Genomic DNA, 19,975 nt, shown 5'->3' with positions numbered 1-19,975 from the left:
TTCGTCTTCTGGATTATCATATATTATGCGACGTGAGAATTATGCGAAGGGCTTAATACTCAAAGGCACAATACAAGTAGGTGACTATGCAACAAACCAATGATGGTGTGAACAACTCTCGCGAGTTACCAAAATCTATAGTAATCCCTCCAATTCGTGGAGAAATGGCGCATCTTCGCCCAGCAACATGCGATGATTTACAGCGTATGGATGAGCTTTGCGCATATGATAACGCTTCGGTTATTACCGGAAAAGATTCTCAGTCTGAGCGTTCTATGGTTCATGCGTGGGTTGAGCGTTCTGTTCAGTGGTCTAATGACGGTTTTTCTGTTGAAAAAGCTGCTGAATTATGTCGTTTTGCTGGTGATGTGCAGTCTCGTCCTACAATTGCTTGGGCTATAGTGCCAGATGTTTTAGATGATGTTAAGAATACTTCTGGCGCGATTATTGGCATGATTTTTCTTATTGACATAGATGGGTGGTCTCGTTCTGCGCGTATTCAAGTTGTACTTGGCAAGGATTATCGCGGACGCGGCTATTCGCGTGATGCTATGCCTAGAGTGATGACTTACGGTTTTGCGTCAGAGCCAGTAGGATTAGGATTGCACCGCATTTGGGTTGGTGTTCCTGCTACGAATACTCGCTCGCTTTCTGTATATCAATCTCTTGGTTTCGCACAAACCGGCACTGCGCGCGATGCTTTATGGGATGCGCAAAATCAAAAGTATCAAGATTTTGTTGTTATGGATACGATTTCCGATGAGTACGATGCAATTCGTTCTCTTGATGCGTTTGGTCTGCATGTTATAGAGGAAAATCCTGGAGTAGTTGAAGCACTGAGCGCACATGAGCACTCTGTGGCTATACCGGTGCGTCGTGATAATCTTGATGAAGAATGGCCTTATAATGCAAATAACACCGAAGGTAGTTCTTCAAAAAGAGCTTGGTGGCGCATTATAGGTCGCGGTCGTAAACGTAACACCAATACGGAAGGGAAGCAATGAGCGCCGAAGATCTCGACAATTATGAAACCGATGCTGAACTTGCGTTGTATAAAGAATATCGTGATGTTATTAAGCTTTTTACGTACGTTGTAGAAACAGAGCGCCGATTCTACTTGGCGAATAAGGTTGATTTCAACGTGCGTTCGGCCGGACAAGACGTTTATTTTGACGTTCAACTTACGGATGCGTGGGTTTGGGATGTTTATAGGCCTTCGCGTTTTGTTAAAAATGTGCGAATAGTGACTTTTAAGGATGTTAATGTTGAAGAAGTGCAGAAAACAGACATTGATATTCCGGAATCTATCGCGTGATAAGCGTATGCTCAATAAAGATATATAGAAATTTTACCTGGCACAAAATGTGTTTTCGTAAAAATTGATGTATTAAGGTATGGAGGACAAGTGACGGATACACAATCCCCAAAGAAATCTGTTGTGATTATTGGCGGCGGTCCGGCAGGGTTGACGGCAGCCTGGGAGCTCGTTAAAGATGGCGGTTCTAGCCGCTACGACGTAACGTTGCTCGAAGCAACGCGTGAATTTGGTGGTATTTCGCGTACTGTAAAGTACAACGGTAATCGTATGGATATTGGCGGTCACCGTTTCTTCTCGAAGGATGATCGCATTATGCAGTGGTGGCGTGAAATGTTGCCGTTGCAGGGTGCGCCTTCATACGATGACAAGAAGCTTGGTCGTCACCATGACTTAGAACCAGGCGGTCCTGATCCTGAAGTTGAAGACGAAGTTATGTTGAAGCGCCATCGTGTTTCGCGTATTTTCTGGAATCATCATTTCTTCGATTACCCGATTTCTCTTTCCGCAGCCACCTTGCGCTCTATGGGCTTTATTTTGACGATGAAGGTTGGTTTTAGCTACTTGTGGTCAATGATTCACAAGTTGCCAGAAACTAATCTTGAAAACTTCTACATTAATCGTTTTGGTAAGAAGCTTTACTCAATGTTCTTCGAGGGTTATACCGAGAAGCTTTGGGGTAGGCATCCAAGCCAGATTTCTGCAGATTGGGGTGCTCAGCGCGTTAAGGGCTTGAGCATTGTTGAAGTTTTGAAGAATGCTTTTTCTAAGCTTTTCCCTAAGAAAAAGGGTAAGAAGAAGGAAGTAGAAACTTCTTTAATTGAGGAATTCTGGTATCCAAAGCTTGGCCCTGGCCAATTGTGGGAAACTGTTGAACGCCGTTGCCGTGAAAATGGTGCTACAGTTCGTACAGATGCTAAGGTTGTTGCTATTAAGCAGTCCGATGGCAAGATTTCAAGCGTTGTTATTGAAGATGCAAACGGTGAACGTTCTGAATTGCATGCTGACGAGTTTGTTTCTTCTATGCCTATTAAAGATTTGGTTGCAGCTCTTGAGCAGGGTGCAAATGGTGACAAAAAGGCTGAAGTTCCAGCAGAAATGCAGCGAGTGGCTAAGGGCTTGCCTTACCGCGATTTTGTGACTGTAGGCTTGCTTGTTAAGCGTGTACGTCTGCGTAATACTACTACTATTCCAACTCTTGGAAATCCGCCTATTGTTCCAGATTGCTGGATTTATGTTCAGGACCCTGGTTACAAGGTTGGCCGTCTGCAAATCTTCAACAACTGGAGTCCTTATCTTGTTAAAGATGTTGACAACACTGTTTGGATTGGTCTTGAGTACTTCTGCGAAGAAGGCGACGACTTCTGGAATATGAGTGATGAAGACGCTCGTAAGATGGCTATCGACGAATTAACTCGCATGCAGGTTATTAATGGCGAAGAAGATGTTATTGATTCCCATCGTGAACGTGTTCCAAAAGCTTACCCAGCTTACTTTGACACTTATGCACAAATGCCTGAGTTGATTAAGTACTTGGATAGCTTCGGCAACTTGTATTGCGTTGGTCGAAACGGACAGCATCGTTATAATAACCAGGATCATTCCATGGCTACCGCAATCGAAGCTGTAGAAAATATTCACACTGGCGCAGAATCTAAAGCAAATGTGTGGTCTGTAAATACTGAAAAGTCTTATCACGAAAAGAAGTAGTAAGTATTTATAAATAACTTAAGTAAAAATTAAGCTAAAAGTAGCGTCAATAGTAGTGGCATAGTCCATTATTATTGGCGCTTTTTTATTAGAATATTCAGTTTATAATTTAAAAAATAATTAGACTTGCTGGCGCGTCGCGGTTTGCAGCGTCGTAGAGCTGTAGTAGCATACATAATGTTCGTGGTTGTGTACATTGTTATGTAATAATCATGAGTTCGTGACGGATTTTTCCGTAATCTTCCATACAAAGGCTTACCGGTAGTATATTCCGTGTGAGTTAGGGAAAGGTAAAATTGTGGCAACAAGCCAAAATCTTGAGAAAATGAAGCTCTCAGAATTGAAAGATCTTGCGAAGCAAATGGGTTTGCGCGGCACTTCGACCATGCGTAAGCCTGAATTGTTAGCTACATTGAATGCGGCACGCAATGGGGGAGAAGCGCCTGCTGGTGTAACTGTTCGCACGCCTTACAATTCTACAAGTGCAAGTAAGTCTGCAGATACTCGTGCAGATAATGAAGAAGTTCGTTCGTTGGGTGACGATAAAGACTTAGAAGCGTTGGAAAACTTAGTGCCAAATGCAACTAATGATCGTCGTAGGCGCGACGAAGATTTTGGATCTAAGAATTATCGACGAGATAACAATCGTAATTCTTCTTTCCAGCGTCGTCGTGTAAATGATGAGCGAGACAACAATCGTGATCGTCGTGCAGAAGGAGTAGATTCGCGCGATTTAGATCAGATTTTGGCAACTTTGCCAGGAGATGAATCTCGCTCTGAAGGCGAATCTCGTCGACAGCGTGGAGCTTCTCGTGATTTTGATCGAGAAGAGCAAGATAATAAGTCGGAGCGTTTCCAGCGCCGCATGCGTGGCCGCGGTAGAGATTATGAGGATGATCGAGAGGATTATTCTGATCATGATGATCGTCAAGATCGACAGGATCGCCAGGAACGTCAAGATCGTAAAGATCGCTCTGAGCGCAATTCTCGTTTAGACCGTGATAATCGTGAGAGCCGCGAAGAGCGCGATTCTCGAGAATCTCGCCGCGAAGAGCCTCAGGAAGATCTTGTTCCAGTCGCAGGTATTGTTGATGTGCTCGAATCTTATGCATTTGTACGCACTTCTGGCTACCTTCCAGGGCCAAATGACGTGTATGTTTCAATGAGCCAAATTAAAAAGTATGGTTTGCGCAAGGGCGATGCTGTGCAAGGCTCTATTCGTGCACCTCGCGAGGGTGATCGCAGGAATCAGCGTCAGAAGTTTGTTCCGTTGCAAACTGTTAATAGCATCAATGGAATGAGTGTTGAAGAAGCTCAGAATCGTCCGCAATTTGCTAAGCTTACGCCGCTGTACCCTAATGAGCGCTTACGCCAAGAAACTACTGCTAATCGCATGCTTGGTCGTGTTATTGATTTGGTTGCGCCAATCGGTAAGGGTCAGCGCGGTTTGATTGTGTCTCCTCCAAAAGCTGGCAAGACTATTACGCTGCAAAATATTGCTAACGCTATTACTACGAACAATCCTGAAGTGCATTTGATGGTTGTTCTTGTAGATGAGCGTCCAGAAGAAGTTACGGATATGGAGCGTACGGTTCAGGGTGAAGTGATTTCTTCAACGTTTGACCGTCCTGCTTCCGACCATACTACAGTTGCAGAGCTTGCAATTGAGCGCGCTAAGCGTTTAGTTGAGCTCGGCCAGGATGTTGTTGTTTTGCTTGATTCTATGACTCGTTTGGCTCGTGCATACAACATCGCTGCTCCTGCTTCTGGACGTATTCTTTCTGGTGGTGTTGATGCTCAGGCGTTGTACCCACCAAAGAAGTTCTTTGGTGCTGCTCGAAATATTGAAGACGGCGGCTCTTTGACGATTATTTCTTCCGCTCTGGTTGAAACTGGATCTAAGATGGATGAGGTTATTTTCGAAGAGTTCAAGGGCACTGGCAACATGGAATTGCGTTTGAGCCGCGACTTGGCAGATAAGCGTCTGTTCCCTGCTGTAGATATTAATGCTTCTGGAACTCGTCGTGAGGAATTGATTACTCCGGCTAACGAACTTCCTATTATCTACCGTTTGCGTCGCCTATTTGGCGGTCTTGAGCCTGAGCAAGCGTATCAGACTTTGATTCCTCGCTTAAAGAAGACTGCTTCAAACCGTGATTTTTTGGCTGCTATTGTTCAGCAAGCAAACGGTTCTTCAAATACTTCTGCGCCAACTGCTGCTTAAGTGATTTGAGTGTTATTTTTAAGTTTGTAAGCTGAAAAATAACAGAATAAATGATTTTGCGCACAATCTTAAGAATCTATCCTAGGATTGTGCGCTTTTATTTATTGCTTTTAATTGTTGCTTTTAATTGTTTTTACGCATTATTAGCAGCCTGCTGCTCAAGCGCAAACTTTCGCATGCGAGCCACAGCTTCCTTAAGTTCTTCCGATTTTCCAGCATAAGAAAGTCGCACAAATCCGCTTCCTTCTTTTCCGAAAGCTTCTCCAGGTACAACAGCAACTTTTTCTTCTTCCAAAAGTCTTCTGCTGAATTCTTTGGAAGTTAATCCAGTTGGGCGAACGTCGACGAAAACGTAGAAAGCTCCTTGTGGCTCAATAAGTTTTAGTGCGTCGCAATCTTGTAATGCGTTAAGTACCAGATTTCGTTTTTCACGGTATTCTTCACGCATTTGACGAACATGATCTTGAGGTCCGGTAAGAGCAGCAACTCCGCCGTATTGTGCAGTCGAATTGACGGAAGAGTGTATCATTTCCGCAATTTTACTGCTTTGCTCAATAACGTTAGCTGGTGCAAGAATATAGCCGATTCTCCAGCCGGTCATTGCGTAAGTTTTAGACAAACTTTCTACAATAATGGTTCTATCTTTCATTCCTTCAACTGCTGCAATAGATGGCGCTACAGCATCTCCTGCAGGTTCTGTGTCAGGGTCACTCGCGAATACAAATGGATGATACACTTCGTCAGAAATTACCCACAAATCAAATTCTTTACATAATTCTGCTACTTCTGCAAGTTCTTCGGCTGTAGTTACTGCGCCAGTTGGGTTGCAAGGTGAGTTGATAATAATAGCTTTAGTTCGTGGAGTAATTGCTTTGCGTATTTCTTCAGCATTAACATGCATTCCATGTTCAGGTTTAAGGGCAACTGTTACAGGAGTTGCGTCGCACATTAACACTTCTGCATCATAAGAAGTGAAGTATGGGGAAGGAATAATTACTTCGTCGCCCGGATCAATTACTGCTTTAATAGCTAAATATAAACCAATTGTAGCGCCGTCAACTGCTTGAATTTCAGTATCGGCGTCATAAACTAAGCCTTTCACTCTCTTTGTGTAATCAACTGCAGCTTTGCGGAATTCTGGAATTCCTAAAACGTCGGTATATTTTGTTTTTCCGGCTTCAATAGATTCGCAAGCTGCTTTAACAATATGATTGGAAGCGGTTTCGCCAGGCTCTCCTAGGCATAGTGAAATAGCATCAGGGATTTGTTCTACGCGGTCAAATACGTCACGAATACCAGATCTAGGTATTGAGATTGCGTGTTCTGCTACAACAGCCATATTATCTCCCTATACTCTTTCGACAATAAATATTATTATTTAGTTTATATTTTTTATTATTTTTCCACAAAAAAACTGAATAAAGCAAGGTATAAAAAAATTTTTTATATTATTTTGTTCTTTTTCTGTAAAAAATAAGGTAACATAGGTATTGCTGCCTGCCGGCGCTAGCATAAATCCGACTATAATTCTCGTTCAGCGTCGATTAGAGAATGGAGAAAATATGACAGGAAGTTCCCGTAAAGTTGAAGGCGCTTTGCCAATGGATTCAACCGATGGAGTTATTGTAGATATTCTCGAGCATGATGGTCGTGCCACGTTAACGCGTTTAGCAAAGGCTTCAGGATTATCTGTTTCTGCCGTGCAGTCGCGTGTTCAAAAGCTTGAGCGCAAGGGTGTTATTACTGGTTATCGTGCGCTTATTGATTACGAGCGTCGTGGCTTGCCAGTTAGTGCATTCGTGTCAGTTACTCCGCTTGATTTTGGTAAGGAAGCAACAATTCCTACAAAGTTGCGCGATATTCCTGGTATTGAAGCGTGCTATTCCGTCACAGGAAGCCCAAGTTTTATGCTGGTAGTTCGTGTTGCAACGCCAAGTAAGTTGGAAGAGCTAATCAATACTATTCATCGCATTGTGCCAGTAAGTACGGAAACCACAATGGTTTTGCAGACTTATTTTGATTAAAGTTTTGTATAAATCATATTATGTGTGATTTTTCTGAAACGACAATTAATCCGAGCAATACTTCATTAAATAAAAGTTGTGAAGATGCTGCGGATAAGATTTTAACGCTGCGCAAATCGATTGATAATATTGACGGTGCGATTATTGCGCTTCTATCGGAACGTTTTAAGACTACTAATCGCATTGGTGAGCTTAAAGCTAAAGCTAAATTTGCTCCTTTGGATTCTAAGCGTGAGCAGGAGCAGGTTCAGCGTCTGCTAGATCTTTCTGCTGCTGCTGGCTTAGATGAATCAATCGCATTGCAATATCACAAATTTGTAGTTACAGAAGCTAAAAAGCGTCATCAAAAGATGCAGTCGTAACTTAAAGCGTTTCAGTTAGTAAGTTATTAGAACAGCTTTTGTAACACTTTTGTGTATTTGTGTAGCTTTGTGAATTATAAAGGCGGATAATACAAGTATGACTATTGCAACCGTTGAACGTTACGCGCATATGCTTGATGCTGCAAGTCGAGGTGGCTACGCGTATCCTGCTATTAATGTTACAAGTACTCAAACGCTTAATGCGGCTCTTCAAGGTTTTGCGCAAGCTGAGTCTGATGGCATTATTCAGGTTTCTGTTGGCGGTTCGGCTTATTTTTCTGGGCAGTGCGTAAATAATCGCGTTGTTGGCTCTCTTGCGTTTGCTGCTTTTGCGCATGAAGTTGCATCTCAGTATCCAAATATTACTATTGCTCTTCATACCGATCACTGTGCAGAGGCTTATCTTGACGACTGGATTCGACCGCTTTTAGCTAAAGAAGCAGAGCAAGTAAAAAAGGGGGCAGAGCCTCTTTTCCAATCGCATATGTGGGATGGCTCAACAGTTAATTTGCAACATAATTTAGATGTTGCAGAAGAGTTACTTGACGCTTCGCAAAAGGCTCGTACAATTCTTGAAATTGAAATTGGTGCGGTTGGTGGAGAAGAAGATGGGCATCGTGCCGATATTGACGAGCGCCTATATTCTACGCCTGAAGATGCTTTACGCGTTGTAAAAAAGCTTGGTTTGGGAGAGCGCGGCAGATATATGGCAGCGTTTACTTTTGGCAATGTTCACGGAGCATATAAGCCTGGCGTTGTAAAGTTACGTCCGCAATTGTTGCAAGAAATCCAACAAACTGTGTACGAAGAATATAAAGATACTTGCGATACTCGTACATTTGGCGCATCTAAAAAGCCTTTCCTGCTGGTATTCCACGGAGGATCTGGCTCTACTGCTCAAGAAATTGCAGAAGCTGTGCGCTACGGCGTAGTTAAAATGAATATTGATACGGATACGCAATATGCTTTTACTCGCGCTATTGCAGGACACATGTTTAGCAATTACGATTCTGTTCTTAAGATAGATGGCGAAGTTGGAGAAAAGAAACTTTACGATCCTCGTTCTTGGGGTCGTGAAGCTGAAAAAGCCATGGCTCAACGCGTGGTAGAAGCTTGTGTGCAGCTTGGTTCTGCTGGTAAAGCATTGAAATAGTTAGCTTTAATACTTAAAAGATTTTTCTTACCTCTTAATCGGTAGGGGCGTAGCGATAATCTTGTCAGGTAGGATTGTGCAAATTTGGGCAACGTTAGCCCAAAAAATGGAGGTGCGGCATGCCTGGTATTGTGCTTATTGGCGCTCAATGGGGTGACGAAGGTAAAGGTAAAGCAACAGATTTAATTGGATCTAAAGTTGATATTGTCGCACGTTTTAATGGTGGCAACAATGCTGGCCATACCGTTGTAGTTGGAGATAAGTCTTACGCGCTGCATTTGCTTCCAAGCGGCATTATTAGCCCTAATGTAACTCCTGTAATTGGCAACGGCGTTGTTGTTGATCCGGAAGTTTTGTTTGAAGAGATTGATGCTTTGGAATCTCGTGGAGTTGATTGCTCACGTTTGCTGGTAAGCGAAGCTGCGCACATTATTACGCCGTATCATCGCGTAATAGATAAGGTTACAGAGCGTTTCCTTGGAAAGCACAAAATTGGTACAACCGGTCGCGGTATTGGACCTACTTATGCGGATAAAATTAATCGCGTCGGAATTCGCGTACACGATTTATTTAATGCTGAGCATTTGCGTGACAAAGTTGAGGCGAGCTTGCATCAAAAGAATCAGATGCTTGTGAAGCTTTATAATCAGCATCCTATTGATATTGACGCTGTAACTGCCCAGCTTGTTGAGCTGGGTAAGCGTTTGAAGCCTTATGTTGCTGACACTTCGCTAGTTTTGAATAAGGCAATGGATGAAGGCAAAACCGTTCTGTTCGAAGGCGGACAAGCAACGATGCTTGACGTTGACCACGGCACCTACCCATTCGTTACTTCTTCGAATCCTACTGCTGGCGGCGCTTGCACAGGTACGGGCGTTGGTCCAACTCGCATTACTCGCGTAATTGGTGTTGCTAAGGCTTATATCACTCGTGTTGGCGAAGGTCCATTCCCAACTGAGCTTTTGGATGAGCAGGGCGATTGGCTGCGTGAGCAGGGTCATGAGTATGGTGTTACAACAGGCCGTCCTCGTCGCTGCGGTTGGTTTGATTCTGTAGTAAGCCGTTACGCAACTCGCGTAAATGGTTTAACAGATATTGTTCTTACCAAGCTTGATGTTTTAACAGGCTTGAAGGAAATTCCAGTTTGTGTAGCTTACGACGTGACTTTGGCAGACGGAACTTGCAAGCGCGTGGAAGAAATGCCTGTGGACCAGTCTCTATTCGCTTGTGCAAAGCCAGTTTATGAGATGGTTCCTGGTTGGAGCGAGGATATTTCTCAAATTCACAAGTTTGAAGACTTGCCTCAGAATACTCAGAATTACGTGAAGCGTTTGGAAGAGCTTTCTAATTGCCGTATTTCTGCCATTGGCACTGGCCCGCAGCGAGATCACATTATTAGTGTTCACTCTCTGACTGACTGAAATTGTTTATTGGCTGATGATTAACTTAACAAAACGGCACTTCTCAATTGAGAGTGTCGTTTTGGTTTATGCAAAGAGTTTTGTAAAAGAGTGCAAATGAGTAAAACAAGCGAGAAAAATTGTAAAAATAGCCGCCGCTTATACCTTTTAGTTTTTATTGGTGGCACTTTAGGAGCATTTGTGCGTGGGGTAATTTCTTCCTACGCGCCTCTAATTTACCCGGTAAATCTACAATCTTCTATATTTGGTCAGCTTACTTTAGGCACTTTTTTGTCTAATATGATTGCTTGCTTTATTTTCGCTCTTGTTACTGCAATATCTGTTAAAGCGTTATCTAAAGAAAAGCAAACTTTTTATAAATATGCTTTAGGAACGGGCTTTTGCGGCGGATTGTCAACTATGTCTACTTTCGCATTTGAAAGTGCAGTGTCTTTTGTTACTCCGCGCATGACGTTTGCTATTTTGGGTATGGTTCTTTCCTTAATATTTGGCGTTTTTATGGCGTTTTTTGGCAGTTGGATTGGAACTGGAATTGCAAAGCGCATTAATAGCAAGCAAGAGCAAACTGTTCAAGAAGATAATACTAAGGCGGTGAAGTGATGAATCCATTGTACGTTTTTACTATATTTGTTTTGCCTTGCTTCTTTGGTGGTTTGGGTGCTGTTTTAAGATGCGCAATGACTAAAAAAATTTCTGCAAGCCATGATAGTAGAATTCCTGTTGCAACTCTGTTTATCAATTGTGTAGCTTCGTTTGCTTTAGGAGTTGTTTCTAATGTTTTTATGGCTGCAGTAACAATTTTTGGCGCTAATTTTGTTTATTTGATGATTTTGGGATTCTTGGGTGGATTTTCCACGTTTTCTACCGCGATTTTTGAAGGTGTGGATCTTATTCAAAGAAAGCGCATAAAAGATGGCATTTTTCTACTTTGTGCGGAGCTTATTGCGCCATTTTTGTCTGCTTCTATTGGTTATGTTGCTTTGCAAATTTTGTTATTCCAAATTTTTAGTATTTAAAAGTTAAGTTTTGCGCGCAGAATCGAGTAGTTGTGAGCTTTAAGAATGTGGTGAGCTTTTTAAGTAAGCAGTCAAAGCAAATATTAGAAACTTTTTGTCAGCTTCGCTGGAAAGTAATATTAGCGGGCGTTTTAGTTGGCGTAGTTTCCGGTTCTCTCGTAGCTTTCTACAGATTTGGCATTGAGTATGGTACTGATTTTGCGCGTTGGATGTACTTGCAAATTTTGCATAACACATGGTGGATTGTGCCATGCTTAATTTTTGCCATAATTGCAGGCCTGATTATTGGTTGGATGAGCGTTAAGGAAAGCATGGCTTCCGGAAGTGGTATTCCACAAGTTGTTGGCTACGTTCGCCGCGGTTTGAATATGCGATGGCACACTATTTTGCCGGTGCGTTTTGTTGGCGGTTTGCTAGGTTCTTTATTTGGATTGTCGCTTGGGCGTGAAGGTCCGTCAATTCAAATCGGCGCGTGCGGCGCTCAAATGTTGTCTCGAATCTTCCGTAAAGGAAAGAGAGACGACATTGAGGAGCATTATATTGTAACTGCTGGTGCTGCTGCTGGTCTTTCTGCAGCATTTTCTGCTCCTCTTTCTGGAGTTATGTTTGCTTTAGAAGAAGTACAGAATGGAATGTCGTCTACAGTTTTAATGGGCGCTGCTGTTGCTTCTCTTTTTGCTGATTTTGTTTCACAAAGCTGCTTCGGTTTGCGCCCAGTACTTGATTTCGGCCAAATTCCAGATTTGCCAATGGGATTGCATATTTGGCTTATTCCACTTGGTATTTTTGCCGGATTTGTGGGCTCTTTAATGAATCGTTCTCTTCTTGGGTTGCAAACATTGTATGGATATTTGCCTCAGTGGATGCCGGTTGTAGTAGCCTGCTTAATTGCAATACCAGTTGGTTTATTCCTTCCAGAAGTCCTTGGAGGCGGATCTAACTTAGTGCGTCTTTCGGAATATGGAAAAATAAGTATTGCGATGCTCTGTTTGCTTTTTGTTGCAAAAATGCTTTTTACGTCAACAAGTTTTGGTTGCGGTGCTCCTGGAGGCATTTTTATGCCAATACTTGCTGTTGGTGCGCTCGCAGGCGGAGTCGCAGCTCGCAGTATCACTAGCGTTTCAGCATTTGGTATTGACGCAAAATTCGTATCTGTGTTTGCAGTTTGTGTGATGGCTGGAACGCTATCTGCTTCTGTAAAAGCTCCACTTACTTCGATTTTGCTAACAGTTGAAATGTCTGGAACTATGATCCATACACTTCCAGTGGCAGCTTGCGCATTTATTGCGTTGCTTGTTTCGGATATTCTAAAAACTAAGCCGGTCTATGGTGAACTTCTTGAACGGTATATGCAATCTCATGGAGATCTTGTTCTTAATAATGCGCTAATTGCCGAATGATTAATGTTTTAACCACATTGATTTAATTTTATTGCAAACCAACTTGCGTATGCGTTTCAATAGGCGCATGAGTACAAATATTGATTTAAATAACAAGTTGGTTAGCGCTAGGCAAACTGATTCAAGCGGTACTAGTAATTTAGCTAGATTTAGTGCGTCGAAAGACGTTAATCGTTACGTTTACCCGCCTCAAGCGTCGAGCTATTCTAATCCAAGCGCAATTCGTAGCGATTGTGTTAATTCATCTACTCTTGTAGACGATCATACTGTAATAACTACTATTGCGCCCAAAAATCGCAATATTTCATTACAAAATCTGAATCAGTCTTTGTGTGAATATTCAGAAGAAGCGCCGCTTGAAAGCGAATTTCTTGAGGCGCTGCCTTCGAATATATTGGTTGGAACTGCGGCAACTGATGGAATTGGTTTGAGCACGTTATTGTCTATTATGGCTCGTTATATAAGCAAGCAAGGCTACAGTGTTGCGATTGTAGATGCTGATTTAACGCATGGCGGTTTGGATGTTTTGTTGGGGTTAGAATCCGATGAAGGTAGGCGCCTGCAAGAAGTAGAAGCACCTCTTGGTCGTTGCGATGGATATGTGCTAAAAAATGAGCTTATTCATTGGGATGATGTTGATGTTTTAGCATTTTCTCCTTGGCGCAGCGAGCGTCCAGAGCCGTGGGTTGTTGAGGCTGTAATTCGCGCTTTGGCTGAAGCGTGCGATGTGGTTATTGTAGATATTGGATCTGGGAAATCCTCAGTTGAAATTTACAAAAGTATTCCCCAACTTTCTGCTTCTGCAACGCTTGCTTCTGTTGAATTATCTGTTCTTGATTTAGCTCGTTTTCGCGCATATTCGCATGTGCTTAAGTCAACTTGCAATGTTGATATTAGCAGCGATGACTTTGCCGCAATAGGGATGTGCCCTAGAGGTCTAAAACAAAAATCATATGTTTTAAGTGTTGACGAAGCTTCTGAATATCTTTCAATGCAGATATTAGGGTTTTTGCCGTATGATTCAAACCTTCATGCAGACATTATAGGAGGATACGGTATTCGCGAAGTCCCTTCTTGTATGAAATCTGCTATGAAAAAACTAGGAAACTGGCTTTTTACAGAGGCAATCTTTAGCAAAAAAGAAAGTTCAAGCAAACGTCGTCACTCTAAATTTAGTCATTTTTCATATTCAAGGGGAAAGTATGGTCGTAAATAATTCTCACGATATTGATTTCGGAATTTTGCAGGAATTTGCAAATGATTCACGAGTTACAGATATGGTTGTGGGCGAAGATGGACGCGTGTGGGTAGATTGTGGTCAGGGTTTAAGAGAGTGTAAGCCTAGAGTGCCAATGCATAGCCCCAAATTATTAAGAGAGTATGCAGTGTGGTTATGTGCTCAGCTTGGCAAGAGGCTTGATGATGCTTGCCCTATTGCAGATGCTTCAACTAACTCTGGTATTCGTATTCACGCAGTTTTGGCACCAGTTGTAGCACAAGGTGCAGCTTTGTCAGTGCGATTCCCAACTTTAAAAAAGTATGATTTATTAGCATTAAGTAGCCAAGGAATGTTTCCTAAAGAAATTGCGTATATTCTTGGATTCCTTGTGAAATTAAAGGCAAACATATTGATTACAGGCAGCACTGGTTCTGGTAAGACTACGCTTATGAAAGCTCTTCTTGCTATGGCGGATGCGCGTGATCGAATTATTTCTGTGGAAGAAACTCGTGAATTAGGTGAGCTGACTGCAAATCATGTTTCGCTAAGCGTTCGCGAAGCCAATGTGGAAGGGGTTGGAGAAATTGGATTATCTCAATTAGTAAAAGCAACTTTGAGGATGCGTCCAGACAGAATTGTTTTAGGCGAGTGCAGAGGGGAAGAAATTGCTGATTTGCTACGCGTTTTTACTTCCGGCCATAAAGGCGGCATGACTACGATTCATGCGGATGAAGTAGAAAAAGTTCCTGCTCGGCTTATGGCTCTTGGCTTGCTTGCAAAATTAGAGCCTGCAGCATTATGCGCTTTGGCTGCAGGAGCTTTTGATGTAGTAATTCATGTGGAGCGTGCTTCGGATGGCAGACGTATGGTTCACGAAATTGGTGTTCTGCAATATTTGCCTGCCGCTTCAGCTTTACAAGGCAAAGCAGTTTTGCGTTTGGAGCGATGTTTTAGTGATGGTAGTATCCGTGTGCTTGTTTTACCTGAGTGGAAAAAGTTTGCTAAGTGTTGGCGGCTTCCAGAAGATATTAGTAACATTTTCGCGAGTAATTTTAGTAAAAATAATTTTAATCAGCGTAATTTTAATCAAATAGCTTCGTAACTTTCATTCTTTGATTGGGGGGAATATGGATATTGAAGAAGCTCTTGCCGGTTTAATTGCTGCATTGAGATCCGGCTCAACGTTTGAAATGATATTGCAAAATGATGCTGATTTTAAGAATAATATTTGTTCTAATGAGGTCAGCACAAAGATGATTTACAGGTGGCTTAATAGTAGATGTTCTATTAAAAATCGTAATCTATCTGCAGCCCAGCGTAGGCGAATTGAAAACCATATGCAATCTGTTTGCGAAAATCTTATGGCGGCTTATGAATTAAGCAATACGTTAGGCTGTGAAATGGCTACTTGTGTAGAAGCTGCTTCGGCATCGTATCATGCTCGCCGCAGAGCTGAAGATCTGCAAGCAGACGTATCTGCAATGCCATCTGCCACAATAAAATTACTTACCGCATTGCCTTTTTTGTCTCTATTAGCAGGCGAATTGCTTGGTGGTCATCCGATTCTTATTTTGCTAACTACCGTATATGGGTGGGTTTTGTTGATTGTTGGCGCGATTTCTTACAGTCTTGGCTTTGCATGGGTTAAGTCAATGTTGCGAATATCTAATCATAATATGGCAAGTTCGGTTATTAGGAAGTAAAAATGGAGTATAACAGTCGTCTTTTGCTGATTGTGCCTGTATTCGTTATTATGGCTTGGCAATTTTGCAATATTTCTTTTGGATCTAAAACATTGATTGGTTATAAAAGATTAAATATTGGCTATTTTGATACTAAATATGAGTGGCGTAATGCTTATTCTAAAGATATTGATCCTCTGCTTGGATTGCATATGATTATTGTTGCTTTGCGCAGTGGCGTTGCTATTCCTAGAGCTTTGAACGTAGTCGGTGCTGTTTTGCCTGGCGGCCACGGATTGTGGATGTGTGATGTATCCAGAGCTTTGATTTCTGGGGATAGCTGGCATGAAGCGTGGTCTCCTCCGCATGTTCTTAAAAATATTCAATCTGTTTCAAAAAGCAAAAACCGTCACAAAAAACTTGAAAAAATAGATTCATCGTCAGTTTTAGCAACTTGGTTAATGACTTCTTTGCGCGAATCCTGGTGTAATGGTTCTTCGCCTGTTCCGGTACTACTTGCGCTTTCTAAGCATTACGAAATCACTATGGAAAATGTTGCTAGGCAGGAAACTTCCAGGCTGTCTGTGCGATTATTGCTACCAGTTGGATTGTGCTTTCTGCCAGCTTTTATATGTATTGGTATTCTTCCTACGGTTGCTTCTCTTATGCGATAGTAGATTAAATTTTGTTAAGAAAATCTTATTTTTGAATTTTCTTAAGCGGTTTCCAAAAGATTTCAATGCTTTTTAGCTTTTATCCACAATGAAGATTTTTTCTTGGACTTTGCAAATCAACCTGCAAAAATATTTTTATCCGAAAATTTCGGATAAATTGAAGGGAAAGGTACAAATAATGGTTGGGATAATTCAAAAACTTGTTGCAAGATACACTGTATCGATGCTTCAACTAAATGACCAATTATCAGTTGTAGAAATGCGCCTGCATCAAAAAGGTAAGCAGTATATTAACAATCTTCAAAAGCAAGATTCTGGTGCTGTAACCGCCGAGTATGCTGTAGTGCTTATTGCTGCGACTGGTTTTGCTGCATTATTAGTTGCCATTTTGAAATCAGATGCAATACGCAAAACATTGACAGAATTAGTGAAAAAAGCGTTGAAAATTGGTTGATTGATTTTGGCTAATTTATTGATGCTTTATGTTTAGTGAAATGAGCTTATGATGCGGAAGAATATTTTGCATGAATGTTTTGTGTTATGCAAAAAATTATTGCGTAATATTAATACGCGTGATTTTGGTGCTGTAACTGCTGAATTTGCAGTTGTTTTGCCGTGTGCAATAGTGCTTGTAGTTGTACTTCTTGGAGTTGGTAGAGCAGTAGTATGCAATATGAATTGTCATGATGCAGCTTCCCAGGTTGCTTACTACATGGTTACTCATCACGACGATAAAGCTGCTGCAAGTATCGTGCAGAAAGTTGCAGGTTCAGGAGCATCTGTGCAAATAAATCGTAATGGGAATATGGCTAATATTGTTGTGAAATGTCCTCTTATTCCAGATCCGCTTCACATATTGCCTCCTTTGGTGGAAAGTCGCGTAAGTCAGGTTTTGGAATGAGTTCGCATTGTTGTTTTAATTGTTTAGTATCTTTCGCTCGTAAGAAGAGCAGTAAGGCAGATTGCGGTTCTGGCACAGCGCTAGGCATTATGCTGGTAATCGCAGTCTGCTCAATGCTTGCTGTTGCTGCAATTTTGGGGCATGTTCTTAGTGCTAGGCATCAAGCTTACGCAGTTGCTACTGCAGCTGCGTTGTCAGGGGCTTCCGCTTTACAGCGCATGGAAAATAATCCTTGTGAATTTTCTACTAGAACTGTTACGTCAAGTCACGCAATATTGAAATCTTGTAAGTCGGCTAAAGATGAAGTCACTGTAAGCGTTACAGTTCCTTTGAATATTCCTTTAGCTCCAAGCGTAGAAGCTTCGGCTCGAGCAGCATTGGAAAATTGTGATAAATAAAAGTAATTAATATTCTTTTGTTTATAAGAGGGTGGCGGCTGCTGCTAATCTGAAATAAGATATATCGGGGAAACATTTAGGTCGCGGTAGGTTAGAAAACATGGCACTTGCACTGTATCGTAGATATCGTCCGGACACATTTGATGGTGTTATTGGGCAGGATCAAGTTACCGTACCTTTGTCTAGAGCATTAGACCAAGGCAAAATCACTCATGCTTATTTATTCTCTGGTCCTCGCGGATGCGGTAAGACCAGTTCTGCGCGCATTTTGGCACGTTGCATTAATTGCGAAGAAGGTCCTACTTCTCACCCATGTGGTAAATGTCAGAGCTGTAAAGATTTGGCAACTGGTGGCCCTGGGTCTATTGATGTTGTAGAAATAGATGCTGCAAGCCATAACGGTGTTGACGATGCTCGAGAGCTTCGAGAGCGTGCGGGTTTTGCTCCAGCTCGAGACCGCTATAAAATCTTTATTCTCGATGAAGCTCATATGGTAACTCCACAAGGTTTCAACGCATTGTTGAAAATTGTGGAAGAGCCTCCTGAGCACGTTATGTTCATTTTTGCTACCACTGAACCAGATAAAGTAATTGGCACTATTCGTTCCCGCACCCATCACTACCCATTCCGTCTAGTTCCTCCAGAAGTTATGGGTCCTTATCTTGAAGATATATGTAAGAAGGAAAGCATTAATCCTGCTCCTGGTGTTTTACGTCTTGCTATGAGAGCAGGTGCGGGTTCCATGCGTGACACTCTTTCTGTGCTTGATCAACTTATGGTCGGCGCAGTTGATGGTGCTATTTCTCTGGATTCTGCAGTTGCTTTGCTTGGGTTTACGCCTAGTGAATTAATTTCTGAAGCCATTGATGCGCTTATTGAGCATGATGGTGCTGCAATATATGACGTTGTTCGTCGCGTTGTTGTTGGCGGCTACGATACTCGAAAATTTGTTGAAGATTTGTTAGGCAGAGTGCGAGATTTACTTCTTATGGTTTCTGCCGGAGCTAAAGCTGCTTCCGATCTGCTTAATGATATTGCTCCAGAAGATTTGGAAACCTTGCAGCGTCAATCTTCGCAAATGACGTTACCTAATTTAGCGCGTATGGCTCAAACTATTAATGAAGCGCTAAGCTCAATGGCTGGTGCTGTTTCGCCTCGCATGAATCTGGAAATTCTTGTTGCTCGTTTGCTTGCAGATAGTGACATTACTGCAAATGTGCAAGGTAAATCTTTTATAGGTGCAACAAATCCGCAAAATAAATCTTTTGCGCAAAAGCAGCAAGATAAGTCTTCTGTGAAAGAAACTAAGCAAGAAGAGCCTTCGGAATCTTCTGCTGGATCTTTAGCTGAATCTTCTGCTGGACCTTCGCCGGTAGCTTCTTTGGAATCTCCGTTGCAATCTTCGTCAGAATCTTCTGCAGAATCCTCTAATTCTGTTACAAAAACGCAGAATAATGATTCTCTAAGTGCAGACGAAATGTGGGATGAAGTAGTCTCTAAGTTGCCAGAAGATGCGCGCGAATATGTGACGCGTAAGTACGTTCCTAAAGTGCAATTAAACTCTGAGCAATCTGGGCGTCAGCGTTTAGTGCTTACTTTTAATGAGCCTATGAGTCAGCATGCTTTTGCGCTCGCAGTATGCACTACATCTCCTTACGATGGTCAAAAAGTACCAAAAGTGGTAATGAGCGTAGTGAAAGACGTTTTTGGTAATCAGGTAATGATTGCTCCTGCTCCTGTTGCGTCTAACGGAGAAGCGGTGGAATCTGTTGCAAGAATGGATCCTAAGCGTCTTGCTCAAGTAAAACGCGATATTTTATTGCGCAAAACTGGCATGACTGCAGGATTTATTGGTAAAACAACTTCTGACAGCGGTGGATTTACTGAAAGTAAAACAGAAAAGGATTCCTCGGATTTTCTAAACGCTGATGGCTCCGCAGCATCAGTAGTATTTGAGAATACTGCGGAAGATGCAAAGCAAGAAGCTGCTTTGCCGGACGTTGAAGATGATGCTTGGGCGGATATGTCATCTGTGCCTATTGCGGATGTTATGACACTTCCTAACGCTTCTACTTCGGCACTTGATGTATCTACTAAAACGCAAAGCACGCCGCAAGTAAAAATGCAGTCTGCGCAATCTAATGCTGACGTTACTAATGCTGACGTTACTAATGCTGACGTTGCTAACGCGCATGTTTCAAATGTGGCTGTTTTAGGCGCTTCTAAGTCAAGTATTTCTGATTCAGGTTCTGCTAGTCCAAAAGAAATTACGCAAGAGCCTGTAGTCCCTACAAGTGGAGCGTCTGCAGATGAATGTTCTATGGATGATATTTCCTTGGAAGCTGCATCTTCAGTAGACGTGGATGATCTTAAGGCAATGTTTGAGGTTAAAAAGGTTGAAGAATTTGCTGCAACCGATCCAAAAAATCCAAAGAATATTTCTGCAAACGTTAAGAAAAAGCAAGAGGAGTAGTTA

At 42.1% G+C, this 19,975-nt stretch carries 20 protein-coding genes; 19 read left to right on the top strand and 1 reads right to left on the bottom strand.

Annotation, left to right across the window (positions count from 1 at the left end; translation table 11 throughout):
- The first annotated feature begins 86 nt into the window (after window positions 1–86).
- From HXT52_RS05700 to rho, 4 genes are all read left to right on the top strand, one after another.
- Window positions 87–1,004: a GNAT family N-acetyltransferase gene (locus tag HXT52_RS05700; RefSeq protein ID WP_019260614.1), complete on the top strand. Its 918-nt coding sequence runs from the start codon at window positions 87–89 to the stop codon at window positions 1,002–1,004.
- Window positions 1,001–1,315 (top strand): DUF2469 domain-containing protein, encoded by a 315-nt coding sequence (locus HXT52_RS05695; protein ID WP_004105898.1) that lies wholly within the window; start codon window positions 1,001–1,003, stop codon window positions 1,313–1,315. The genes HXT52_RS05700 and HXT52_RS05695 overlap by 4 nt, the downstream gene beginning before the upstream one ends.
- Window positions 1,316–1,405: 90 nt before the next feature.
- Window positions 1,406–3,025 (top strand): NAD(P)/FAD-dependent oxidoreductase, encoded by a 1,620-nt coding sequence (locus tag HXT52_RS05690; RefSeq protein ID WP_410314659.1) that lies wholly within the window; start codon window positions 1,406–1,408, stop codon window positions 3,023–3,025.
- A gap of 298 nt (window positions 3,026–3,323) precedes the next feature.
- Complete coding sequence (gene rho, locus HXT52_RS05685; protein WP_410314660.1) at window positions 3,324–5,249, top strand: transcription termination factor Rho; 1,926 nt, start codon at window positions 3,324–3,326, stop codon at window positions 5,247–5,249.
- A 133-nt stretch (window positions 5,250–5,382) separates the two neighbouring features.
- On the opposite strand, the gene HXT52_RS05680 is transcribed toward rho, so the two are convergent.
- Window positions 5,383–6,588, bottom strand: a complete 1,206-nt coding sequence (locus HXT52_RS05680) for a pyridoxal phosphate-dependent aminotransferase (RefSeq protein WP_004136489.1) — start codon at window positions 6,586–6,588, stop codon at window positions 5,383–5,385.
- A gap of 223 nt (window positions 6,589–6,811) precedes the next feature.
- Here HXT52_RS05680 and HXT52_RS05675 point away from each other — a divergent pair, with 223 nt between their 5' ends.
- The 15 genes from HXT52_RS05675 (at window position 6,812) to dnaX (ending at window position 19,972) form a co-directional block, all read left to right on the top strand.
- Complete coding sequence (locus HXT52_RS05675) at window positions 6,812–7,273, top strand: Lrp/AsnC family transcriptional regulator (RefSeq protein ID WP_004126304.1); 462 nt, start codon at window positions 6,812–6,814, stop codon at window positions 7,271–7,273.
- A gap of 20 nt (window positions 7,274–7,293) precedes the next feature.
- Window positions 7,294–7,635, top strand: a complete 342-nt coding sequence (locus tag HXT52_RS05670) for a chorismate mutase (RefSeq protein ID WP_116794558.1) — start codon at window positions 7,294–7,296, stop codon at window positions 7,633–7,635.
- 97 nt (window positions 7,636–7,732) lie between these two features.
- A complete protein-coding gene (gene fbaA, locus HXT52_RS05665) occupies window positions 7,733–8,788 on the top strand; it encodes a class II fructose-bisphosphate aldolase (RefSeq protein ID WP_004136484.1) in 1,056 nt (351 codons plus the stop codon).
- A 119-nt stretch (window positions 8,789–8,907) separates the two neighbouring features.
- On the top strand, window positions 8,908–10,209 hold the full coding sequence (locus HXT52_RS05660) for an adenylosuccinate synthase (protein WP_004136482.1): 1,302 nt from the start codon (window positions 8,908–8,910) through the stop codon (window positions 10,207–10,209).
- 96 nt (window positions 10,210–10,305) lie between these two features.
- Window positions 10,306–10,809 (top strand): fluoride efflux transporter FluC, encoded by a 504-nt coding sequence (locus HXT52_RS05655; RefSeq protein WP_004136481.1) that lies wholly within the window; start codon window positions 10,306–10,308, stop codon window positions 10,807–10,809.
- Window positions 10,809–11,225, top strand: coding sequence for a fluoride efflux transporter FluC (locus HXT52_RS05650; protein WP_375169580.1), 417 nt, complete (start codon window positions 10,809–10,811; stop codon window positions 11,223–11,225). The genes HXT52_RS05655 and HXT52_RS05650 overlap by 1 nt, the downstream gene beginning before the upstream one ends.
- A 32-nt stretch (window positions 11,226–11,257) precedes the next feature.
- Entirely contained in the window at window positions 11,258–12,625 is a 1,368-nt protein-coding gene (locus HXT52_RS05645; protein WP_421775887.1) for a ClC family H(+)/Cl(-) exchange transporter, read from the top strand.
- Between the two features lie 67 nt (window positions 12,626–12,692).
- Window positions 12,693–13,841: an ATPase gene (locus HXT52_RS05640; RefSeq protein WP_421775886.1), complete on the top strand. Its 1,149-nt coding sequence runs from the start codon at window positions 12,693–12,695 to the stop codon at window positions 13,839–13,841.
- Window positions 13,828–14,946, top strand: coding sequence for a CpaF family protein (locus HXT52_RS05635; RefSeq protein WP_116794564.1), 1,119 nt, complete (start codon window positions 13,828–13,830; stop codon window positions 14,944–14,946). The genes HXT52_RS05640 and HXT52_RS05635 overlap by 14 nt, the downstream gene beginning before the upstream one ends.
- Window positions 14,947–14,971: 25 nt before the next feature.
- On the top strand, window positions 14,972–15,547 hold the full coding sequence (locus HXT52_RS05630; RefSeq protein ID WP_421775885.1) for a type II secretion system F family protein: 576 nt from the start codon (window positions 14,972–14,974) through the stop codon (window positions 15,545–15,547).
- A 2-nt stretch (window positions 15,548–15,549) separates the two neighbouring features.
- Window positions 15,550–16,200: a type II secretion system F family protein gene (locus HXT52_RS05625; RefSeq protein ID WP_308582709.1), complete on the top strand. Its 651-nt coding sequence runs from the start codon at window positions 15,550–15,552 to the stop codon at window positions 16,198–16,200.
- Window positions 16,201–16,378: 178 nt separating this feature from the next.
- Window positions 16,379–16,654: a DUF4244 domain-containing protein gene (locus HXT52_RS05620; RefSeq protein ID WP_308582725.1), complete on the top strand. Its 276-nt coding sequence runs from the start codon at window positions 16,379–16,381 to the stop codon at window positions 16,652–16,654.
- A 51-nt stretch (window positions 16,655–16,705) separates the two neighbouring features.
- Window positions 16,706–17,101 (top strand): TadE family type IV pilus minor pilin, encoded by a 396-nt coding sequence (locus tag HXT52_RS05615; protein WP_308582723.1) that lies wholly within the window; start codon window positions 16,706–16,708, stop codon window positions 17,099–17,101.
- Window positions 17,098–17,499 (top strand): Rv3654c family TadE-like protein, encoded by a 402-nt coding sequence (locus HXT52_RS05610; RefSeq protein WP_375169163.1) that lies wholly within the window; start codon window positions 17,098–17,100, stop codon window positions 17,497–17,499. Before HXT52_RS05615 ends, HXT52_RS05610 begins: the two co-directional genes overlap by 4 nt.
- A 100-nt stretch (window positions 17,500–17,599) precedes the next feature.
- Window positions 17,600–19,972, top strand: coding sequence for a DNA polymerase III subunit gamma/tau (gene dnaX / locus HXT52_RS05605; protein WP_421775884.1), 2,373 nt, complete (start codon window positions 17,600–17,602; stop codon window positions 19,970–19,972).
- The last annotated feature ends 3 nt before the right edge of the window (window positions 19,973–19,975 follow it).

The organism is Gardnerella sp. KA00288 (genome assembly GCF_049244085.1).
Lineage (GTDB): Bacteria > Actinomycetota > Actinomycetes > Actinomycetales > Bifidobacteriaceae > Bifidobacterium > Bifidobacterium greenwoodii.
Note: the sequence above shows the minus strand (reverse complement) of the source record. Positions and strands in the feature narration are given on the sequence as shown.

Coding starts and splice junctions, on each gene's coding strand:
- HXT52_RS05640 (WP_421775886.1), top strand. CDS start 12,693: ATGAGTACAAATATTGATTTAAATAACAAGTTGGTTAGCGCTAGGCAA.
- HXT52_RS05635 (WP_116794564.1), top strand. CDS start 13,828: ATGGTCGTAAATAATTCTCACGATATTGATTTCGGAATTTTGCAGGAA.
- HXT52_RS05630 (WP_421775885.1), top strand. CDS start 14,972: ATGGATATTGAAGAAGCTCTTGCCGGTTTAATTGCTGCATTGAGATCC.
- HXT52_RS05700 (WP_019260614.1), top strand. CDS start 87: ATGCAACAAACCAATGATGGTGTGAACAACTCTCGCGAGTTACCAAAA.
- HXT52_RS05660 (WP_004136482.1), top strand. CDS start 8,908: ATGCCTGGTATTGTGCTTATTGGCGCTCAATGGGGTGACGAAGGTAAA.
- HXT52_RS05610 (WP_375169163.1), top strand. CDS start 17,098: ATGAGTTCGCATTGTTGTTTTAATTGTTTAGTATCTTTCGCTCGTAAG.
- HXT52_RS05680 (WP_004136489.1), bottom strand. CDS start 6,588: ATGGCTGTTGTAGCAGAACACGCAATCTCAATACCTAGATCTGGTATT.
- HXT52_RS05615 (WP_308582723.1), top strand. CDS start 16,706: ATGCGGAAGAATATTTTGCATGAATGTTTTGTGTTATGCAAAAAATTA.
- HXT52_RS05620 (WP_308582725.1), top strand. CDS start 16,379: ATGGTTGGGATAATTCAAAAACTTGTTGCAAGATACACTGTATCGATG.
- HXT52_RS05675 (WP_004126304.1), top strand. CDS start 6,812: ATGACAGGAAGTTCCCGTAAAGTTGAAGGCGCTTTGCCAATGGATTCA.
- HXT52_RS05625 (WP_308582709.1), top strand. CDS start 15,550: ATGGAGTATAACAGTCGTCTTTTGCTGATTGTGCCTGTATTCGTTATT.
- HXT52_RS05650 (WP_375169580.1), top strand. CDS start 10,809: ATGAATCCATTGTACGTTTTTACTATATTTGTTTTGCCTTGCTTCTTT.
- dnaX (WP_421775884.1), top strand. CDS start 17,600: ATGGCACTTGCACTGTATCGTAGATATCGTCCGGACACATTTGATGGT.
- HXT52_RS05655 (WP_004136481.1), top strand. CDS start 10,306: ATGAGTAAAACAAGCGAGAAAAATTGTAAAAATAGCCGCCGCTTATAC.
- HXT52_RS05695 (WP_004105898.1), top strand. CDS start 1,001: ATGAGCGCCGAAGATCTCGACAATTATGAAACCGATGCTGAACTTGCG.
- fbaA (WP_004136484.1), top strand. CDS start 7,733: ATGACTATTGCAACCGTTGAACGTTACGCGCATATGCTTGATGCTGCA.
- HXT52_RS05670 (WP_116794558.1), top strand. CDS start 7,294: ATGTGTGATTTTTCTGAAACGACAATTAATCCGAGCAATACTTCATTA.